General features: G+C 61.4%; 13 protein-coding genes and 1 pseudogene. 11 read left to right on the top strand and 3 right to left on the bottom strand.

Annotated elements, in window-relative coordinates; genetic code table 11:
- Positions 1 to 24: 24 nt before the first annotated feature.
- The gene (locus HY308_07430) at positions 25 to 2,907 is read right to left on the bottom strand and encodes an FAD-binding oxidoreductase (protein MBI3898112.1); all 2,883 of its coding nucleotides are present in this window, start codon (positions 2,905 to 2,907) and stop codon (positions 25 to 27) included.
- 94 nt (positions 2,908 to 3,001) lie between these two features.
- Positions 3,002 to 4,027 carry a DUF1338 family protein gene (locus tag HY308_07425; protein ID MBI3898111.1) on the bottom strand — a complete coding sequence of 342 codons (1,026 nt, stop codon included), beginning with the start codon at positions 4,025 to 4,027 and terminating at the stop codon, positions 3,002 to 3,004.
- A gap of 187 nt (positions 4,028 to 4,214) precedes the next feature.
- On the opposite strand from HY308_07425, the gene HY308_07420 reads away from it, so the two are divergent.
- The 5 genes from HY308_07420 (at position 4,215) to HY308_07400 (ending at position 9,777) form a co-directional block, all read left to right on the top strand.
- On the top strand, positions 4,215 to 4,715 hold the full coding sequence (locus HY308_07420; protein MBI3898110.1) for a type II secretion system protein: 501 nt from the start codon (positions 4,215 to 4,217) through the stop codon (positions 4,713 to 4,715).
- On the top strand, positions 4,712 to 5,242 hold the full coding sequence (locus tag HY308_07415; GenBank protein ID MBI3898109.1) for a type II secretion system protein: 531 nt from the start codon (positions 4,712 to 4,714) through the stop codon (positions 5,240 to 5,242). The genes HY308_07420 and HY308_07415 overlap by 4 nt, the downstream gene beginning before the upstream one ends.
- A 4-nt stretch (positions 5,243 to 5,246) precedes the next feature.
- Positions 5,247 to 6,152, top strand: coding sequence for a prepilin-type N-terminal cleavage/methylation domain-containing protein (locus HY308_07410; protein MBI3898108.1), 906 nt, complete (start codon positions 5,247 to 5,249; stop codon positions 6,150 to 6,152).
- On the top strand, positions 6,149 to 6,622 hold the full coding sequence (locus HY308_07405; GenBank protein ID MBI3898107.1) for a hypothetical protein: 474 nt from the start codon (positions 6,149 to 6,151) through the stop codon (positions 6,620 to 6,622). The genes HY308_07410 and HY308_07405 overlap by 4 nt, the downstream gene beginning before the upstream one ends.
- A gap of 140 nt (positions 6,623 to 6,762) precedes the next feature.
- On the top strand, positions 6,763 to 9,777 hold the full coding sequence (locus tag HY308_07400; GenBank protein ID MBI3898106.1) for a hypothetical protein: 3,015 nt from the start codon (positions 6,763 to 6,765) through the stop codon (positions 9,775 to 9,777).
- 138 nt (positions 9,778 to 9,915) lie between these two features.
- On the opposite strand, the pseudogene HY308_07395 reads toward HY308_07400, so the two are convergent.
- A pseudogene (locus HY308_07395) lies at positions 9,916 to 10,346 on the bottom strand (DUF1338 family protein).
- Between the two features lie 318 nt (positions 10,347 to 10,664).
- Between HY308_07395 and HY308_07390 the strand changes: the two are divergent.
- The 6 genes from HY308_07390 (at position 10,665) to HY308_07365 (ending at position 19,374) form a co-directional block, all read left to right on the top strand.
- On the top strand, positions 10,665 to 11,150 hold the full coding sequence (locus tag HY308_07390; protein ID MBI3898105.1) for a type II secretion system protein: 486 nt from the start codon (positions 10,665 to 10,667) through the stop codon (positions 11,148 to 11,150).
- Positions 11,147 to 11,680, top strand: coding sequence for a prepilin-type N-terminal cleavage/methylation domain-containing protein (locus tag HY308_07385; GenBank protein ID MBI3898104.1), 534 nt, complete (start codon positions 11,147 to 11,149; stop codon positions 11,678 to 11,680). Before HY308_07390 ends, HY308_07385 begins: the two co-directional genes overlap by 4 nt.
- A gap of 1 nt (position 11,681) precedes the next feature.
- A complete protein-coding gene (locus HY308_07380; GenBank protein MBI3898103.1) occupies positions 11,682 to 12,620 on the top strand; it encodes a type II secretion system protein in 939 nt (312 codons plus the stop codon).
- Positions 12,617 to 13,045: a pilus assembly protein MshP gene (locus HY308_07375; protein MBI3898102.1), complete on the top strand. Its 429-nt coding sequence runs from the start codon at positions 12,617 to 12,619 to the stop codon at positions 13,043 to 13,045. The genes HY308_07380 and HY308_07375 overlap by 4 nt, the downstream gene beginning before the upstream one ends.
- A gap of 156 nt (positions 13,046 to 13,201) precedes the next feature.
- Entirely contained in the window at positions 13,202 to 13,393 is a 192-nt protein-coding gene (locus HY308_07370) for a hypothetical protein (GenBank protein MBI3898101.1), read from the top strand.
- 173 nt (positions 13,394 to 13,566) lie between these two features.
- Positions 13,567 to 19,374 carry a hypothetical protein gene (locus HY308_07365; protein MBI3898100.1) on the top strand — a complete coding sequence of 1,936 codons (5,808 nt, stop codon included), beginning with the start codon at positions 13,567 to 13,569 and terminating at the stop codon, positions 19,372 to 19,374.
- Positions 19,375 to 19,393 lie beyond the last annotated feature (19 nt).

Below are 19,393 nucleotides of genomic sequence, written 5' to 3'. Positions count from 1 at the left end.
CGCTGCCGACACCCCTTTTTTTCGTTATTCCATCGCTGACTTTTTTTGCAAGGTTTGGTCGATCAGCTCCGCCAGGTGCAGTGCCGAGCGGTGCGTGCCTTGAGTGATTTGCTCGCGACAACTGAAGCCGTTAGTGACGATGATGCTGTCAGGCGGTGCGTTACGAATCGCCGGTAGCAGCTCCTGTTCGCCGACCTGTTGTGACAATCTGTAATAGCGCTGATCGAAACCGAACGCGCCCGCCATACCGCAACAACCGGCATCCAAGTGCTGTAAATCGACCTGCATGCGTTCTAGCAATTTGATCTCGGCCGCCATGCCAAAGATCGCGCGCTGGTGACAATGGCCGTGCAGTAACACTTTCGTTCCCGCTAACGTCGGCGGTTCATAACCGATATGTTCCAAGTAGTCGGCGAATAGAAAAGTCTGCGCCGCCAGGCGTTGGGCGCGGGTGTCGTCGGGAAATAGTTTGAGCAGCTCGTCTTTGAAGACCGATAGACATCCCGGTTCCAAACCAACGATCGGCATGCCGGCGGCAATCTGTGGTTCGAGCGCGTCGAGTATGGCGCCGAGCTCAGTGCGTGCGTGATCGAGCAATCCGAAATCATACAACGGGCGTCCACAGCACAGCGGCCGCTGCGGTAGTGTCACGCGGCAACCGGCAGCAGTCAGCACATTGACGGCGGCGTGGGCGACGTTGGGTTGGAAGTGATTGCTGAATGTATCGACCCAAAGTAGTACGGTTCGGGCGGCAGCATTTTCGGGAGTGCGCGGCCGTCGTTCGAAACGCGTATGGAACGGGTGCGGCGCGAACTTGGTAATGCGACGTTCCGCGGCGATGCCGGCGATCCACTTCGCCGCGGTTGATAGGCCGGGTGTTTGCGTAACAGCGTTGATCAGCCACGGCCAACGCGCCGCCCACGGCGCCCAGCGGCCGATCCTACCGAGCGAGTACGCCTGGCGCGGACGCCAGTGCGTCTCGTAGTAGTGCGACAAAAACTCCGCTTTGTAGCTGGCCATGTCGGTGTGCGTCGGGCATTCGCTTTTGCACGCCTTGCATGACAGGCAGGTGTCGAGGGCCGCGCGTACGGCGCCATCGGCCCAGCGGTCGGTAATGATTTGTCCTTGCAACATTTCCGATAGCAATCGTGCACGACCGCGTGTGGAATCGCGCTCGTCGCGGGTCGCGCGATAGCTCGGGCACATCGTGCCGCCCTGATGCGCGCGGCATTTGCCCATGCCGATGCAGCGTTCGATTTGGCGCGTGAAACCGTCGCCCTCGCGACTGCGAAACTGCAACCGCGTCGCTGGTTGCAACGGTTGATAGCTTGGACCGTGACGCAAGTGCTGGTCGACGCGATAAGCGTCGACTACCTTGCCGGGGTTCATTTTGTGACGCGGATCCCAGATCGCCTTGAAGTCGCGCATCGCTTGCATCAACTCGGTGCCGTACATAATCGGCAGAAACTCCGCCTTCGCATGGCCGTCGCCGTGCTCGCCGGAGAGCGAGCCGCCGAACTGCACCACCAGCTCGGCGGCGTCGCGCAGAAATCGCCGCCACTGATCGATACCTGGCGATGTCCGCAAATTAAAATTGATGCGCGCGTGGACGCAGCCATCGGCGAAGTGACCGTAGAGCGAGGTGCGATAACCGTAGCGATCGACCAGCGCTTGGAACTGGCGTAAATAATCGCCGAGACGCGCCGGATCGACCGCGGCGTCTTCCCAGCCTACGACCGGATCCGGTGTATCGCCGTCGATCGCGAGCGCGGTGGCGGAGGCGCCGGTCTCTCGTAGGCCCCACAGGCGTGCCTGTAGCGCCGGGTTTTCGATGAGATAGGTGCGACAGCCAGCGCGATCGGTGAAATGCGAATCCGCTGCTCGTGCTTGCAGCGACGCCTGCGTGAGCGTGTCGCCGCCGAACTCTACGATCATCCACGCATCGCCCGCCGGCAGTAGCGCGATCTCGTCCGCGCGTAGACCGCGCCGTTCGAGTCCGCGCACGATCTCCTTATCCAGCCCTTCGACCGCAATGGGACCGAAGCGCATGAGCTCAGGCACGGCGTCGCCGGCTTGGTAAATATCCGGAAAGCCGATCACCAGCAACACCCGACACGGTGGGCTGCGCACCAACGACAGCTCGGCTTGCAACACCGTCGCGCACGTCCCTTCGGTGCCGACGAGCGCGCGCGCGACGTTGAAGCCGTTTTCGGGCAGCAGTTGGTCGAGGTTGTAGCCGGAGACACGACGCTTGAGCTTGGGATAACGCGTGCGGATCAGCTCGGCATAGTTGTCGCGCAGCGCCTTGAGCTTCGCGTAAATTTCGCCTTGTTGGCCGCCGGCGGCAATGATCCTCGTCAGCTCAGTTTCACTCGTCGCGCCGACCCAGAAGCGCGCGCCGTCGTACGTCAGCACTTCCAGCGTCTTCACGTTCTCGACGGTCTTGCCGGCCATTACCGAATGCGGGCCGCACGAGTTGTTGCCGATCATGCCGCCGATGGTGCAACGGCTGTGCGTCGCCGGATCGGGCGCGAACGTGAGTCCGTGTGCTGCGGTCGCTGCCAGCAGCGCATCGCAGACAACGCCAGGCTCGACCCGTGCCGTACGCGTATTCACGTCGATCGCGAGCACGCGGTCCATGTACTTCGAGGTATCGAGTACGACCGCCGCATTCACGCACTGGCCGTTCTGCGATGTGCCACCGCCGCGTGCCAGCAATGGCACATCGTGCCGTCGGCAGACGGCGACGGCGGCAATGACGTCATCGGCATCACGCGGCAACACCACACCGATCGGGACTTGCCGGTAGTTGGAGGCGTCGGCGGCGTACAGCGCGAGGTCAGCGGCATCGAAGCGAACTTCGCCGCGGATTGTGCTGCGCAGGGTTGTTATCAAATGGTCGGGCATGCGAGCAGGGTCACGTTGTTACCCATAAAGTTAGTTAGAACGTTCCCCTCTCCCTTGTTCCCTCTCCCGCAAGGGGAGAGGGAGACCCTAGGTTTCAACCTGCCGTCATTTTGAAGATGCCGGTGGCGTTAGCAGCATCGAAGCTGAGATCGATCGTTTCTTTACCGGTGATGGGGTCGGTGGTGTTGTGACGTGTGATGAATTCGAAAAACGAACCGGGCACTTGTCGCGCCAACAAATGTCCGGCCGTATCGACGAACAGCCGTTCAACTTGGCACGCGCGATACGCTGTCTGCAGCACGCGACCGCTGCGCGACACTTCGACCGCATCTTTCATCGGTCGGCCGATCGCTTTTTGTGCGTCGGCGAGCGCGACGACGTCGGCAACGCGATCGGTGCCATGGTTGTACGCTTGGCCCTCAGTGGCAATCCAGGCCATCTCTTTCGATTCGTTGAGCAGTAGCTCGTAATCCGCCAGCCGCGGCGGTTCGTGATGACAAGCGAAGCAGGCGCGCATTTCTGGCAGCAGTGTCAGTGCCGCTGTCAGCGGCAGCGAGCCACGCTCGGCCAACTGCTGTAACAACGATTGCGCCGTCGCCGAGAGCGGCTCGCGACCGGTCGACAGTACCCGCGTGACCGCTTGTTGGAACGGCGCGGAAAATTGCTCGGGATGCAGTTCACTGACGAAGAACTGTGCGAGTTGCGACGGGTAATCGATATGGCAATAAGCACGTCCGGTCATTGCCAATTTCGGTAACGGGTAGTCGGCGGCGTGTCGGTAACCGAGCGGCAATAAAATACGCGTGATGGCCGCCTCACCGTTCGGCAGCGCACCACAATCGGGCCACTTTACGGTCCGCAGCGCACCGTGATCGAACTGAATCGGCCGACCGCTGCGGAACGATTCCTCGACGTAGGCGCGCGCCAACGGCACGCGTTCCATTAAGTCTTCCAACAACAGCAAGTTCAATGCATGTGCCAGTAACGCGCGGCTGGCATCGGTACCTCGTTCAGCACGGAGGTCGGTGGGGGCGGCCACACGCGTGAGCAGTCGTCGGCAGCGGACCTCGCCGAGTAGCGGTTGCAGGAGTTGCAGCAGGATCTCTTGAGCGCGCTTCATGGTCGGTCTCCGTACCGCAAGCATCGCTAAAATTTTAGCTGTCGTCGCCCTCGTTCAACAAGGGCGAACGTGCGGCAAGTGCCTGATTTCGCCGATTTCCCGACTACACTTAGCCAGTAAATGACCTGACAACGGTCGATGGTTCCACTTGGCTAGGCGAGAGCTGCTGCACCGGTATGTGTGTTCAATGACAATCAACCGCTCTTTGGCGCGCGGTCGCCGTGCGCGTGGCTTTTCGTTGGTCGAATTGGTGGTGACACTGGTCATCATCGGCACCTTGGCGGCGACGGCGGCGCCGCTGTTTTTCCAGACGAGCGATTTCGAAGATCAAGGATTCTTCGAAGAAGTATTGTCGACGATGCGTTATGCGCAAAAGCTGGCGATGGCGTCAGGTTGCACCGTGCGCGTGGTCATCAGCAGCAATACGATTTCGCTCAATCGTGCCGCCGACGCTGCAACTTGTACCACGGCGCCGTTTGCGACGGCCGTGGCCGACCCGACGAATCCCGCTAGCTCATTCGTTCGTACCCGCACCGGCGTGAGCATAACGCCGCAGGATGCCTCGGTCGCCGATTTCACGTTCGCGCCGTTAGGCAACGCGTCGGTAACGGCGCCGTTACGCCAAGTTACCGTCGGTGGCCACGCAATGCGAATTTGGGCAACGACCGGTTTTGTGGAGCGGTTATGACCGGCGGCGTTCACCGGTTTGCAGCACGCGGTATGACGTTGATCGAGCTGATAGTGTCGATCGTCGTCATCAGTGTCGGCTTGGCCGGCATACTGGTCGTCATGGATCACAATACGCGCGCGAGCGCCGATCCGATCGTGCAGCAGCAAGCGGTAGCGGTGGCCGAGGCCTATCTCGAAGAAATTTTGCTCAAAGAATACGACGAGTTTGCCGCGAGTGGTGTCGCCGAAGGTGCGCCGGGACCTGATGCCGGCGAAGCCAATCGAGTGCAGTACGACGACGTCAACGATTACGACGGCTTGGCGAATAACGGTTGTATCAACACGACCGCGGCCTGTCCGACGCTGACCAGCTGTGCCTGCGACCAGAACGGCGATCCGGTAGCGAGTCTCACCGGTTACACCGTCACGGTGGCGGTCGATACAGCCGCCAGCTTGAATGGCGACGCCGCTTCACGAGTACAGGTGAATGTGATCGGCCCGGGCGGGTTGAGCTTAAGCCTGAGCGGGTATCGAACGAATTATTGAAACGATGCAGCGCGACCGCCGCCAAGAGAACAAGCAATATCATGGGTTCAGCCTGGTGGAACTCATCGTCGTCATCACCATCACCGGTATCATCGCTGCGGTCGTCGGTATGTTTCTCGTGCGGCCCATCGAGGGGTTTGAGGCGCAAGTGCGGCGTGCCGAATTGGTCGATACCGCCGAATCGGCGTTGCGGCGCATGCAACGCGAAATCCGCAGTGCGGTACCGAACAGCATTCGCATTGTGAATGAGGGCGGCGGCAACGGTCGCGTTATTGAGCTGTTGCCGGCGCTGGACGGTGGTCGTTATCGCGAAAACCCGCCCGGCAACGCCGCCGCGCGGCTGAATTTCAATACCACTGACACCGATTTCGACATGGAAGGTAATCTGCTGTGCACGACCAATCCAGCGATCACTGGTGCCTGTGGCACTTACACGAATTATTGGCTGGTGATTTATAACTTGGGTCAGGCCGGCGCCGATGCCTACGCCGGCACCGACGTCATTACCTTCGGCCGGACGTTGACGATCACGTCGAATGGAGCGGCCGACGGCGTATCTGACCACATCAACATCAGTGGTCCCGGTTTTGACTTCGCCTTCCGTTCGCCGAATCAGCGATTCTTCATCGTGCAATCGCCGATTAGTTACGTCTGTAACACGGCGACCCAAACGTTGACGCGTTATCAGGGTTATACGTTGACCGCGGCGCAAACCTCGATCGATACCGATACCGAGCTTGGGGCACTGACGACCGGCGCCCGCGTCGCCGACAAGATCGCGGGTTGTACGTTGTTGTACGACGCCGGCACTGATGAACGCGGCGGGCTCGTGACCATCGGTTTGACGCTGACGGACAGCGGCGAGTCGGTGAAACTGCTGCAGCAAGTTCACGTGGACAACGCGCCATGATGGTTCGCAGATACCAGCGGTGGCAGCGACAGGCCGGCTTCTCGCTGGTGGCATCGATATTCGTATTGGTGGTGTTGGTGCTGCTCGGCGTTTTTATGGTGACGTTAAGTGCAGTACAGCACATCACCGTCGCCCAGGCATTGGAAGGCGCACGCGCCTATCAGGCGGCCGGTGCCGGTATCGAATGGGCGACCGCGCGCGTGCTCAGCGATGCCAACCGAGCATCGGCCTGTGGCGATCACGTCGCTACGTCTACCACCAATTCGTTCGTCGTGTCCGCCACCGGCTTGGTTGAATTTAGCGTATCGGTGACTTGCCGATATACGCGGCATCGGGAAGCGAGTAGCGACTTCTGTGTCTATGAAATCAGCAGCACCGCCCAGAAGGGCACATTCGGCGATTCGGCCTTTGTCACACGGCAGATCCAGGCGCAAGTCACCGACGCCCCCAGCAGCAATTGTCCGGTGTAAAGACGCCAGTACAGACGCATTTTTGCTTGCCGGCACCAATAGTTACGCTCGACCGATACGGCGACGACTAGACTAAAAAGACAGGGGCACGCTTGTGTCATCGGTCGCGACCGCCTGCCCATAGACGAAGAGCAAAACGCATGCTGCGGCATCTGCTGAAATTGTTACCTCCCGGCGCTCGTGGGTGCACGCCCACGGTTGGCGCGAGTCGATGGATACTCTCGCTCGCCTATCTGGTGCTGGCGATGTTTGCGGCGCCACCCGACGCATCGGCGGCGGTCACCATAACGTCGGCCACACTGACCTATAACACCCAGGTCAACCAGGCGAGCGTGCGGGTGACAGGTAGCGGCACGATCTCGGCGACGATGAATGTCACCATCACCGGCAATACCGGCAATGATCGCTGGCAGGCCACTCTCTGGACCATCGGCACGTCCAGCGGTTGCTTTGACAACGCCAATCACAATGGCGCCGGCACGTACTCGGAAACATTCAATATCACCGCCCCGGCCGCCGCCGGCACCTACAACGTCGTTTTCCAGGTCGATAAGAATGACTGCGGTGGTGGCGGCGTAGTAGCGACATCGACCCTCACCGGCGGCGCGATCGTCGATAACACGCCACCGACCATCCCGACCGCCACCATTACTTCGAACAACGCTAACCCGCTGTATGCCAAGGTCGGCGATACCGTTACGTTGTCGTTCACCACCTCGAGCGACGTCGGCGGTGTGCAAACGCCGGTCGTTACGATTGGTGTTGGCAGCGCGACGGTGTCGGGCGGCCCAACCTCTTGGACCGCGACCTACGTGATGACCGCGGGCGACACCGACGGCACGGTCCCGTTCAATATCAGCGTCAGCGATCTGGCCGGCAACTCGGCGACCCGAACCGCGATCACCAGCGGCTCGAACGTCACCTTCGACAAAACCGCGCCGACCCTACCGACCGCGACCATCACGTCGAATAACGCCAATCCGCTGTACGCCAAAGTTGGCGATGTCGTTACGCTGTCGTTTACCACGAACGATACCAACGGCGTGCAAACGCCGACCGTCACCATCGGCGCCGGCAGCGCTACGGTTTCCGGTGGGCCCACTTCGTGGACGGCGACGCGGACAATGACCGTCGCCGATACCGACGGTACGGTAACGTTCGCGATCAATGTTAACGACGTCGCCGGCAACGCCGCCACCGCTCGAACGGCGATCACTAGCGGCTCGAACGTTACCTTCGACAAGACCGCGCCGGCGGTAACGTCGATCACGCGCGTCGATTCGAACCCGACCGGTGCCGCCAGCGTTTCTTGGACCGTGGTTTTCGGTGAGAGTGTGACCGGCGTCGGCAGTAGTGACTTCGCGCTGGCGGCAGCGGGCGTGAGCGGCGCATCGATCACATTGGTGTCTGGCAGTGGTACCACGTATACCGTTACCGCCGGTACCGGCACCGACGACGGTACACTCGGCCTGAATTTGGTCGACGACGACTCGATCGTCGACGCCGTCGGCAATCCCGTCGGCGGCACCGGCGCCGGTAATGGCAACTTCACCGGTCAGGTCTACACCATTACCCGCATCAGCAGCTTCAACGTGGTCGAGCCGGCGGCGAACGCCGTGACCGGTAAGATCTACCCGAAGATCGCCGGCCAGAATTTTTCGCTCGATGTCGTCGCGCTTGACAGCGCCAACGCGGTCGCGACCAGTTTCACCGGGGTGGTCGCGGTCGAGGTGGTGGATAACACAAGCGGCGGCGCCTGCAGCGGGTTACCGGTGATTGCGACGTTCACCAATCAAACCTTTGTTGGCGGCGACGTCGGCCGTCATTCGCTGAGTTCGCCCAATACCGTCGCCAACGTCTATCGCAATGCCCGCATCCGCGTGACGTATCCGGTCGGCGCACCCACCGTTACCGCCTGTTCGATCGACAACTTCACCATCCGGCCGTCGAGCTTCAGCTTCAGCGCCAGCGACGCCAACCGCACCACCGAAGGCACGACCAACACGCTCAACAACGCCAGCATGCCCGGTGGCACGGTACACAATGCCGGTCGGCCGTTTCGGATCACCGCCACTCCCTATAATGGCGCCGGTACGCCGGCGGTCACCTCGAACTACGACGGTACCCCCACCGCCGTGGTTACCACCTGCGGCGGTAGCGGTTGCCCGACGACGGCCGGCACGCTGACGTTGGGCGCCTGGAGCTTAAGCGGCGGTGTCGCGACGACGACGACGGCGAGCTATACCGAGGTCGGCGCCCTCAGCTTGCAATTGGAGGACAGCACCTATGCGAGCGTCGACGCCGCCGATGGTTCGTCGGCAGCGCAGCGGACCATTTCATCGACGGCGACCGATATCGGTCGATTTGTTCCGGATCACTTCGATACCTCCGTCACGCACGGCTGCGCCGCCGGCAGCTTTACGTACTCGGCACAGTCCTTTCAGGTAACCGTCATCGCCTACAACAGTGCTGGCGCGATCACTACCAACTTCAAGAACCCGGCGGCCGGTGGTGTCGCTAGCGCGGTCACGTTGGCCAATGCCGGTAGCTCTAACCCCGGCAGCTTTAGCAATGGAAGCTTCGCGGCGGCGAGCTTCGCGAATGGTGTCCAAACACGGACCGATGTCGCCTATACATTTACCACCAAGGAAACTGCACCGCTGACGGGTGCCGGTGGTCTGAAGGTTCGTGCCACCGATGCTGATAGCGCCGATTCTAGCGGTGGCACCGAAGGCTCGACCGCAGTGCGCGGCGGCCGTATCCAAATCAAAAACGCTTTTGGCTCGGAGTTATTGCCGCTGTCGGTGACGCTGGAGGCGCAGTACTACAAAGACGACACCGACGGCTTTATCACCAATACCAACGACACCTGCACCGGCCTTGCCGTCGGCGCGTTAACGCTGACGCCGGTGCCGGCAACCGCACCGACCATCGCCAACAATCCGCTCGTGGCCGGCGATGCCGGTCTTTCCTTTGCCGCGCCGGGCGTCGGTAACGGCGGTTCGATCGACGTCACGGTTGGACTGGGCGCCTATACCTGGCTGCGTTACGACTGGGACGGCGACGGTGCGGACGACGACGATCCGAGCGGTCGCGTCACCTTCGGCATTTTTAAAGGTAACCGTTGGCACATTTATCGGCGCGAACGGTATTAATTTCCCTCCGTCCGGTTCCGGCGCGGGACTTGCGATAGAGCGGTTGTAGGCCGGTAGACGTGGGATTTTTTTAAGCCTTGTGGGTGAATGTGTTAGGCCGATTGCCATAAACCTGCCAGTGCAGGAAATCCATCCCCGTCAGACCGTTTCGACCGCGTCTTTCATCGGCCGGCCGATCGCCTTTTGCGTTTCCGCCAATGAGCTACATCGACGACGCGATCGGTACCATGGTTGTACGCCTGACCTTCGGTCGCGATCCAGGCCATCTCTTTCGATTCGTTCAACAGCAACTCGTAATCGTCGAGCCGCGGTGGTTCATGCTGGCAGGCGAAGCAGGCGCGCATTTCCGGTATCAGCGTCAACGCTGCCGCTAACGGCAATGCGCCGCGGTCGGCCAGCTGTTGCAGCGACGCTTGGGCGTCGGCGGAGAGTGGATCGCGGCTGGTCGACAGCACTCGCGTTACCGCTTGTTGGAACGGTGCGGAAAATTTTTCGGGGTGCAGCTCGCTGACGAAGAATTGCGCCAGCTGCGTTGGGTAATCGATGTGGCAATAAGCCCGGCCGGTCATCGCTCCGCCAGCAGCTCAGTCGGGACCGCCACGCGCGCGAGCAGCCGCTGGCGGCGGCGCTCGCCGAGTAGCGGTTGCAGTAGTTGCGGCAGCGTTTCTGGGTCGCGTTTCATGGCCGGTCTCGGTACCGAAAGCTTCGTTAAAACTCTAGCCGTCGCCGCCCTCGTTCAACAACGCCGAGTAGGCGGCAAGGGCCTGATTTTGCCGATACACTTAACCGGCAAATGGCCTGAGAAAGGCCGATGGTTCCACTTGGCTAGAGCCGCACCCAGCATGCGTTCCATACGAACGAACAATTCTCGCACGCACGATCGGCAAGTGCGCGTGAACGCTAACTGCCAGCGCGGTTTTTCGCTGGTCGAGTTGGTCGTGACCTTGGTCATCATCGGCGCCGTGGCCGCGGTCGGCATGCCGCGTTTTTTCAGCACCGACGGTTTCGAAGATCACGGATTTTTCGAGGAAGTGTTGTCGACCGTGCGTTATGCGCAGAAGCTCGCGGTCGCCTCGGGTTGTACCGTGCGCGTCGTCATCAGCGGTAATTCGATTTCGCTCAATCATGCCGCCAGCGCCGCGACCTGCACCACAGCGCCATTCGCCACACCGGTATCTGATCCGACGAATTCCACCAGCGCCTTCGTTCGTTCGCGCTCCGGCGTGAGTATCACGCCGCAGGATGCGTCGGTCGCCGATTTCACGTTCGTGCCGCTCGGCAATGCGTCGGTAACGGCGCCGTCGCGCGACATTACCGTCGGCGGTCATGTAATGCGGGTTTGGACGACGACCGGTTTCGTGGAGCGGCGATGAACGTCGACAATATTCGTCAGCGCGGCGCGACGCTGGTCGAGCTGATCGTTTCCATCGTCATCATCAGCGTCGGCGTCGCCGGCATTCTGGTTGTTATGGACAAAACCACCGGCGCCAGCGGCGGTCCGATCGTGCAGCACCAGGCGGTGGCGGTGGCCGAAGCCTATCTCGAAGAGATTCTCGCCAAACCGTTCTGCGATCCCGATAACGCCGTTGCCTGCACGTCACCGAACGCGCCCGGCACTGCCGGTTGCACGGTATGTCCGGCGGCGGAGGCGACGCGCGATTTGTTCGACAACGTCTGCGACTACAACAGCCTGCCAGATACATTGGTGCGCGATCAGAACGGCACACAGATCGCCGGTCTCAGCTCGTATAGCGTTGTCGTTGCCGTCAGTAGCGCCGCGACCCTGGGCACCGGTGGCACGCAGCTCACCGGCGCCAGTTGTCAGGTGCTGAGCGTGCAGGTCACGGTCACGGGACCGGACAGCACCAACGTCGTCGTGCTCGGTCATCGGACGAACTACTGATATGACAAGGCGTCGTTCTTGCCGATGGGCCAATGCCGGCTTCACGCTGATCGAGATGGTCGTCGTCATCGCCATCAGTGGTGTCGTCGCCGCTACGGTGGCAATGTTTTTGTTGCGACCGATTCAAGGCTACGAAGCGCAGGTCAGTCGCGCCGAGCTGGTCGATGTCGCCGAGAGTAGCCTGCGGCGCGTCGCCCGCGACATTCGGCGAGCGCTGCCGAATAGTGTGCGTATCGACGGCACCAGCAAAATCATCGAGATGCTGAATACGCTCGACGGTGCGCGTTATCGGGAAGGGCCGGGGCAGGTGGCGGCTGGTCACAGTCATGCGGCCAACGCGTTTCGCTTGAAGACTAACGGCGCCGACAACGATGGTTTCAATGTGCTCGGCTTTTTTCAAAACATCACGGTGCCGTTCGACTCAACCACCGAGCGTTTGGCGATTTATAACCAAGGTGTCACCAACGCTGACGCCTACGCCGATGCTAGCGCCGTCGGCGGCGCCATCGTCATGACGAACCCGGCGGTCACCACGTTCCGTATCCGAAATGACGGCACACAAGATGCGACCGCATTTAACGATGAGCACCAAATCATTCCGCTCACGGGTAGTTTTCATTTTCGTTGGCGCTCGCCGAATCAGCGCGTGTACATCGTCGACATGCCGATCACTTATATCTGCAATACCAGCACCGGCGAGCTGCGCCGTTACGCCAGTTACAGCATCGCCGCTACCCAGCCGACCGATCCGACGATAGCGCCGCTCAGCGGCGTGACCTCGGCACTCGTTGCCAATCACGTTTCCGCCTGCACCCTTACCTACGTTGCCGGCGTCGCCCAGCGTTCCGGCGTGGTGACGCTCGATCTTACGTTGCGCGACAGTGCTACCGGCGAACAGGTGCGGCTGCTCGAACAAGTACACGTCGATAACGCCCCATGATCGGCTGCGCGCCAATCACTAACGTACGCCAACGTGGCTTCACGCTGGTCGCCGCCATTTTCGTATTGGTGATCACGGCGATGTTGGGTACGTTCATGGTGACGCTGTCGGTCGTGCAGCATTCGACCGTGAGCATGGCGGTGCAGGGCGCGCGTGGCTACCAGGCGGCATCGAGCGGCGTCGAGTGGGGCATCTATCGCGCGGTCAGCACCGGCGCGTGTCCCGTGACCACGACCTTCGCGGTCGCCTCCAGCTTCTCCGTGACCGTGAGCTGCACCGAGTCGAGCCACGTCGAACCGCAGAGCGATCCCGGCACGTTCAAGGTTTTCGTGATTACCGGCAACGCGTCGGCCGGTAGCTACGACACGGCCGATTACATTTCGCGTTCGGCCGAAGCGACCGTGACCAACGCGAACCCGCCGTAAGAGTTCCGCACCGCAGCCCGTTGCCGTGGTGGCACTGATGCAGCACGACAAATTATTTTCGACGATCGCCACGCGGCTGTTGTTGGTGACGACGATCCTACCGGCTGCGCAACGTTTGGAATTTTCCAGGAGCCGGCAGTCGACGGCGGGTTCAATTTGTTCCTCAAGGCCCCCGGTTCTGGTAACGACGGCAGCGTCGAAATATCCGCCGTTGCCGACGCCTGGCTGCTATATGACTGGGATGGCGACGGCGCGCATGACGACAGCCCATCCGGTCGCGCCACCTTCGGTATCTTTAAAAGGCAACCGGCGGCAGATTTATCGTCGCGAACGGTACTGAATCAATAGCAGCGACAGCTGCACATCCGATCCCAGTGCGCGCGCCACGTTTGGAATCTTTAAGGGAAGTCCGCGACACATCTATTTTCGCGAGCGCTATTGAGCGGTGATCGCAACCGGCGGGCAAGCGTTCGTTACTGCGTTGCGCGTTATGCCTGTAAGAAAAAAGGAAACTACGAGTAATGGGTCGTTTACGGTCCGCAGGTACGGTGCTATCGAGATCCGCGCTCGGCATGGCGATTCTCGTTGGCATTGCGTTGTCGCTGCTGGACGCTTCGAAGGAAGCGCAAGCGGCGGCGCGTTTCGCCAGAACCAGCGGTAGCTGGTCGACTATTACTTGGGGCACGAGCTGCGCCGCCGGCGCCGTTGCGGTGCCGGTGTTGGCGGATGACGTAACGATTTGTTCTGGCGTTACCGTCACGCTCGACTCCAGCCCGTCGATCAATACGTTGACGTTAGCGGCCGCGGCCGCCGCTAACGGCGTTACCTTCAACGGCTTTACGCTCGCCGTCACCGGCGCCGTTACCATGAATGCCGTAACCATCAGCGGCATCACGTCGACGCTGAATGTCGACACCGGCACGCTCACCGCGGCGAGCATCGCCATCACCGGCAGCGCTACGGCGACGCGCAATACGCTGCTGACGATCAGTACCGGCAGCATCACCACCACCGGTTCGATCACCTTCGGTGGTACCGCTGCGCAGGCGCGGTTCACATCGGCTGGCGCCAGCACCGTCAATGTCGGCGGTAATTTCGGTAGCGGCGGGACGCTCACCGCCGGCGCCGGCAACGGCACGTTTAACTTCAACGGCGCTGTGGCGCAAACGATCGGCGCCTACGCCACGTACAACGATATCCAAATCAATAACACTGCCGGCGATGTCTCGTTCGCCGGCAACGCGACTCTGGCCGGCGCGCTCACGGTCAATACCGGCGCGTTGACGATCGGCGCGTTTACCGTAGCGGTGGGCGGAACTACTACCGTGACCAGTACGCTGAACATCACCTCAGCGACCGGCACGAAGACCTTCACTGGCAACGTTACCATTGACGGCACTTGGAACAACTCCGGCAACGAAGCGGTTGGCTTCGGCGGTAATTTGAGTAATAACGGAACGTTCACCTCCGGCACCGGCACGCAAACGTTCACTGCCGCCACCGCGCAATTGGTCGGAACGTCGGCGATCACATTCAATGGCACGCTGAGTGTCAGTAACAATCTTTCGATACCGTCGGGTACGGTCAACTTAGCGAACACCGCCGGCGTGACCGGAACCACCAGCGTCGACGGCACGCTCAACATCAGCTCGACCACCGGTACCAAGACCTTTACCGGCAACGTCAGCATCAGTAGCACCGGTACTTGGAACAACTCTGCCAATGAAGCGGTCAGCTTCGGCGGCAATCTCGCGAACGACGGCACGTTCACTTCCGGAACCGCGGTGCAAACGTTTTCCGCGGCGACGGCGCAATTGACCGGCGCCGCCGCTATCGCCTTCGCCGGCACCCTCACCGTCACCAATAGCCTCACGGTAAACAAAGGTGCCGGTGCCGTAACGGCGACCGGCACGATGACTGTCGGCGCGACACTCACGGTGCAAATGGGCACGTTGAATCTCGCGAACGCCACGACCGTGACCGGCGCCACCAGCATCAGCGGCACGCTCACGCACACGACCACGACCGGCGCGCGCACCTTCATCGGCGCGGTGACTATCAACAACGGTGGCACTTGGGACAACGTAATCAACCGCGCGATCGCGATGCGAAACGACCTGACCAACGATGGGACGTTTACCGCCGGTACCGGCACGTACACGTTCCAAACGACGGCAAATGCCGTCTGGGCGGGCACCAACGGCTTGTCGTTCGGTGGCGCCGTGACCGTAAGCGCTGCTCGCATCAACAACACCACGACCACGGTGACCGGCACGCTGTCGGTTACCGCCGGCGGCTTGACCAACAACACCACATTGAATGCGAACGGGACGCTGGCGATTTCCGCGGCGGTGACGGTCACTAACAACGGCACCGTGACCGCGGTGGGTGCGATCACCGGCGCCAACGCGGCGACGTCGATTTGGACCAATGCCGCGAACTCCACGCTCAACGTCGCCGGTGCCATGCTCGCGACCGGAACGCTGAACGCCTCCGCCGCCGGCAACACTGTCAACTACAACGGTGCCGCACAAACGGTGAAGTTGCCGGCGGGCGCGCCAGCAACGTACTACGACCTGACATTGAGCGGTAGCGGTATCAAGACGATGCCGGCGACGGTGAGGACGATCAGCGACGACTTCACCCTGTCGGGCACGGCGACCACGACCGCCGCGCAGGCGTTAACGGTCGGTGACGATTTCACCATCGGCACCGGCACCAGTTTTACCGCTGCGACTTTCACCCACAACGTCGCCGGCGATTTCACCAAAGACGGCACGTTCACCGCCAACACCAGCACGTTCAACTTCAACGGCAGCGCCGCACAGACCTTGAGTGGGACCGCCGCCGGCACCACGACCTTCAACAATTTCACGCTCAACAACGCAAGCGGTTTGACGCTGACTGGTGCGACCCATCACGCGACGGTGAACGGGATACTGACCTTGAGCAACGGCCGTCTCGGCACCGGCGCGAGTAATTTGTTGACCGTCGGTTCCGCCGGCTCAGTCAGTCGCGCTGGCTGTGCGGCGACGACGACGAACTGCTTCGTCGTCGGCAATCTCGTGAAGAACGTGCCGGTGGGTGCGCCGACCGTGAGCTGGGAGGTAGGAACAGAAACGGCGTCGCCGGCGTACGCGCCGGTCAGCATCACCTTTGCCGGTGCCGTCGCCGGAAATTTTCAGGTAACGACGCCGACTGCCGCCGACGATCACGCGGATACCACTGCGAATCTCTCGGGCATCGATGCTGCCGCCAGCGTCAATCGTTATTGGACGTTAGCGCCGCTCACGGCGACATACACTAACTACAGCCCGACGTTTACCTACGGCAACATCGCCGGCGACGTCGACGGTGGTGCAACGCCAGCGAGTTTCGTGATCGCGCAGAAGTCGAGCGGTGTCTGGAATTACCCGGCTATCAGCGGCACACCGACGGCCACAACCGCGATCGCCACCGGCATCGCCAGCATCACCAGCGATGTGTTCGCCATCGGCAACGTCGCGCTGCCGTCGACGTCGCCGTACAGCGAATGGCGCATGGACGAAACGGCGTGGAACGGTACCGCGAACGAAGCGGCGGATAACGGCAGTGGCGGTTTTTCCGGCACAGGGTCGGGTCTCGCCGCCACCAAGCCGACAACAGCGAGCGTGTCGCCGCCGACCACGGGCACGTGCCGCTACGGCGTTTTCAATCGCACTAACAAAGACTACGTCGCGTTGTCGAGCAGCTATCCCAATCTCAACGCCGCCGTCGGTGGCTACACTATCACCGCCTGGATTCGTTCCACCGATGTCACTCAGACCGGTCAACGCATCGTGATCGACGACGAAGGCGGGGTGAACGGCAACTGGGGATTTAGTCTGGGCGATGGTGGCAGCGGCATGCTGCGGTTTTTCTACCGTCAGGCCACCGTGCTCACATTGGACACGCCGGCCGGAAGTCCCCTGGTCAACAACACCTGGTACTTCGTTGCCGCGTCCATCGACCTCAAGGCGTCGCCTAACACCAGCCGGGTATCGATGTATGTCTACACTACCGGCGGCACGTTGTTCACGTCGATCTCGGGTAGCTTCACCGCAACCTCCTTCGGCACCGATACGACGCCGCCATCGATTGGCGGTGAGACCAATATCGCCACGTTGGAGAATACGAATTCCTTCGGCTTTGCCGGCAACATCGATGAAGTACGCGTCTATCGCACCGCTTACACCAGAGAGCACATCAATCTGATTCGGCAACTATCGCGCAACTGCTTCGATCACATCCGCATTACTCACGACGGCGAAGGGCTGACATGCGCGCCGGAACAGGTCACGGTGCAGGCGTGTGCCGACAGCATTTGCTCGTCGCTGTTCCCGAACAGCGTCACGACTACCTTGGATCCGACCGGCTGGGTCGGCGGCGATACCATCACCTTCACCGGCAGCACCACTGCGCAGCTGCGCCAAACCACGACCGGCACGGTAACGCTAAGCGCCGGCAGTACCTCGCCGGTCCCGACTGGTGGCTCGCGCTGCTTCATCGGTGCCAGCGAAACCTGCAGCATGACCTTCGTCGACTCCGGTTTTATTTTCGACGTGCCGAATCTCACCGCCTGTAAGACCTCGGCCGACGTCACCATCACCGCCGTCAAGACGACCGACAGCGGCGAGACTTGTGCGCCGGCGTTCAGCGGTAGCAAGTCGGTCGGCTTTTGGTCGACGTACAGCAGTCCCATCACCGGCACGCAAGCGGTGAGCGTCAACGGCACCGCAATCGGCACGTCCAGTCCGGGCACCGCGATCGCGCTCACCTTCGATGCCAGCGCCCAGGCGACCTTCACCGTGAACTATCCCGACGCCGGGCAGATGCAATTAAGCGCACGTCACGACGGCGCCGGCAGCGACGCGGGTTTGGTGTTGTTGGGCAACGATCAGTTCGTGGCGAGCCCGGTCGGGCTCGCGGTCTATGCCGCGTCGTCGTGTGTCGCCGGCGATGCCACGTGCCCGGTGTTCGGCACCGCCGGCACGGCGTTCAACCACACGGTGAAGGCGGCGTGCTGGACCGCGGATGGCGACACCGATCTGTCGGACAATCCGGCGACGCCAAATTTTCAAATGGCCGGTATTCCGCTGACACATACGTTGGTCGCGCCGAGTGGCGGCCAGACTGGATCGATCGGTACGTCGTCGTTCGATTTCGTTGCCGCGGACAACGGTGTGCATACCATCAGCCAAACGGTGTCCGAGGTCGGTGTATTTAGTTTTACCGCGACGCCGACGGTGGCCGGCTACTTCGGGCTGACAGTGCCGGCGGGCACGAGCCCGAACATCGGTCGCTTCCGGCCAGATCACTACGAGGTCGTCAGCGCGCCGGTACTGACCAATCGCGGCGCATTGAGTTGTACCACGCCGTCGCCGTTCACCTATCTTGGCGAGGCATTGCGGCTGACGTTCCAACTCGAGGCGCAAAATTCCGCCGATATCAGGACCCAGAACAATTTATTCAGCGGAACTGCGGCGAATAATTTTGCCAAGCTTACGGTGGCCGACGCCACGGTTTACGGCGCGTTGACCGACACGGCGGCATTGAACACGCAGCCCGACAGCAGTTCGCGCCTTACCGTCAGCGTTTCCGGTACGAATGCATGGCAGACCGGCGCCAACGCCGGTCGCACCAATCTGCTGCAGCTCGATGTCACCGTCGCCCGCCGTAACGATAACCAGCTCGACGGCGCCTACAGTGGCGCGCAGATCGGCATCGCGCCGCTGGACAGCGACGGTGTGCGGTTGTCGACGGCAACGCTCAATCGCGATTGGACTCCGGTCGACGGTACCAACGATCACTTGCAGGCGGGTACGACCGATCTGCGCTTCGGCCGTCTCGTGATTGCGAACGCGTTCGGCTCGGAGTTGGTCGATCTTAGTGTGCCGATGCGCGTGCAGTACTACCTTAGCGGTACCGACGAGTTCGTGGTCAACACCGACGACGATTGCACGGCGTTGACGCTGTCGCTGTCGAACTATCAAGGCAATCTCAATGCCTTGCCGGTAGAAACCTGCGTCCAGGACAGCGGTAGCCCGGGCCTCAGCGGCGTCGGTTGCGCCGCGGCGGCGCCGGTCAGCCGGCAGTTCCTCGAGCCGGCGGTCGACGGCGCCTTCAATCTGTTCCTCCAAGCGCCGGGTTTCGGTAACGACGGCAGCGTCGATATATCCGCCGTCGCCGACGCCTGGCTGCTATATGACTGGGACGGCGACGGCGTGTATGACAACAGCCCGTCCGGCCGCGCCACCTTCGGCCTCTTCAAAGGCAGCCGGCGGCAGATTTATCGCCGCGAACGGTACTGAAGCCGTTGTTCGGTTCCGG

The sequence above is a fragment of the Gammaproteobacteria bacterium genome, assembly GCA_016199745.1.
Lineage (GTDB): Bacteria > Pseudomonadota > Gammaproteobacteria > Acidiferrobacterales > Sulfurifustaceae > JACQFZ01.
This window is presented reverse-complemented; position numbering and strand designations above follow the sequence as displayed.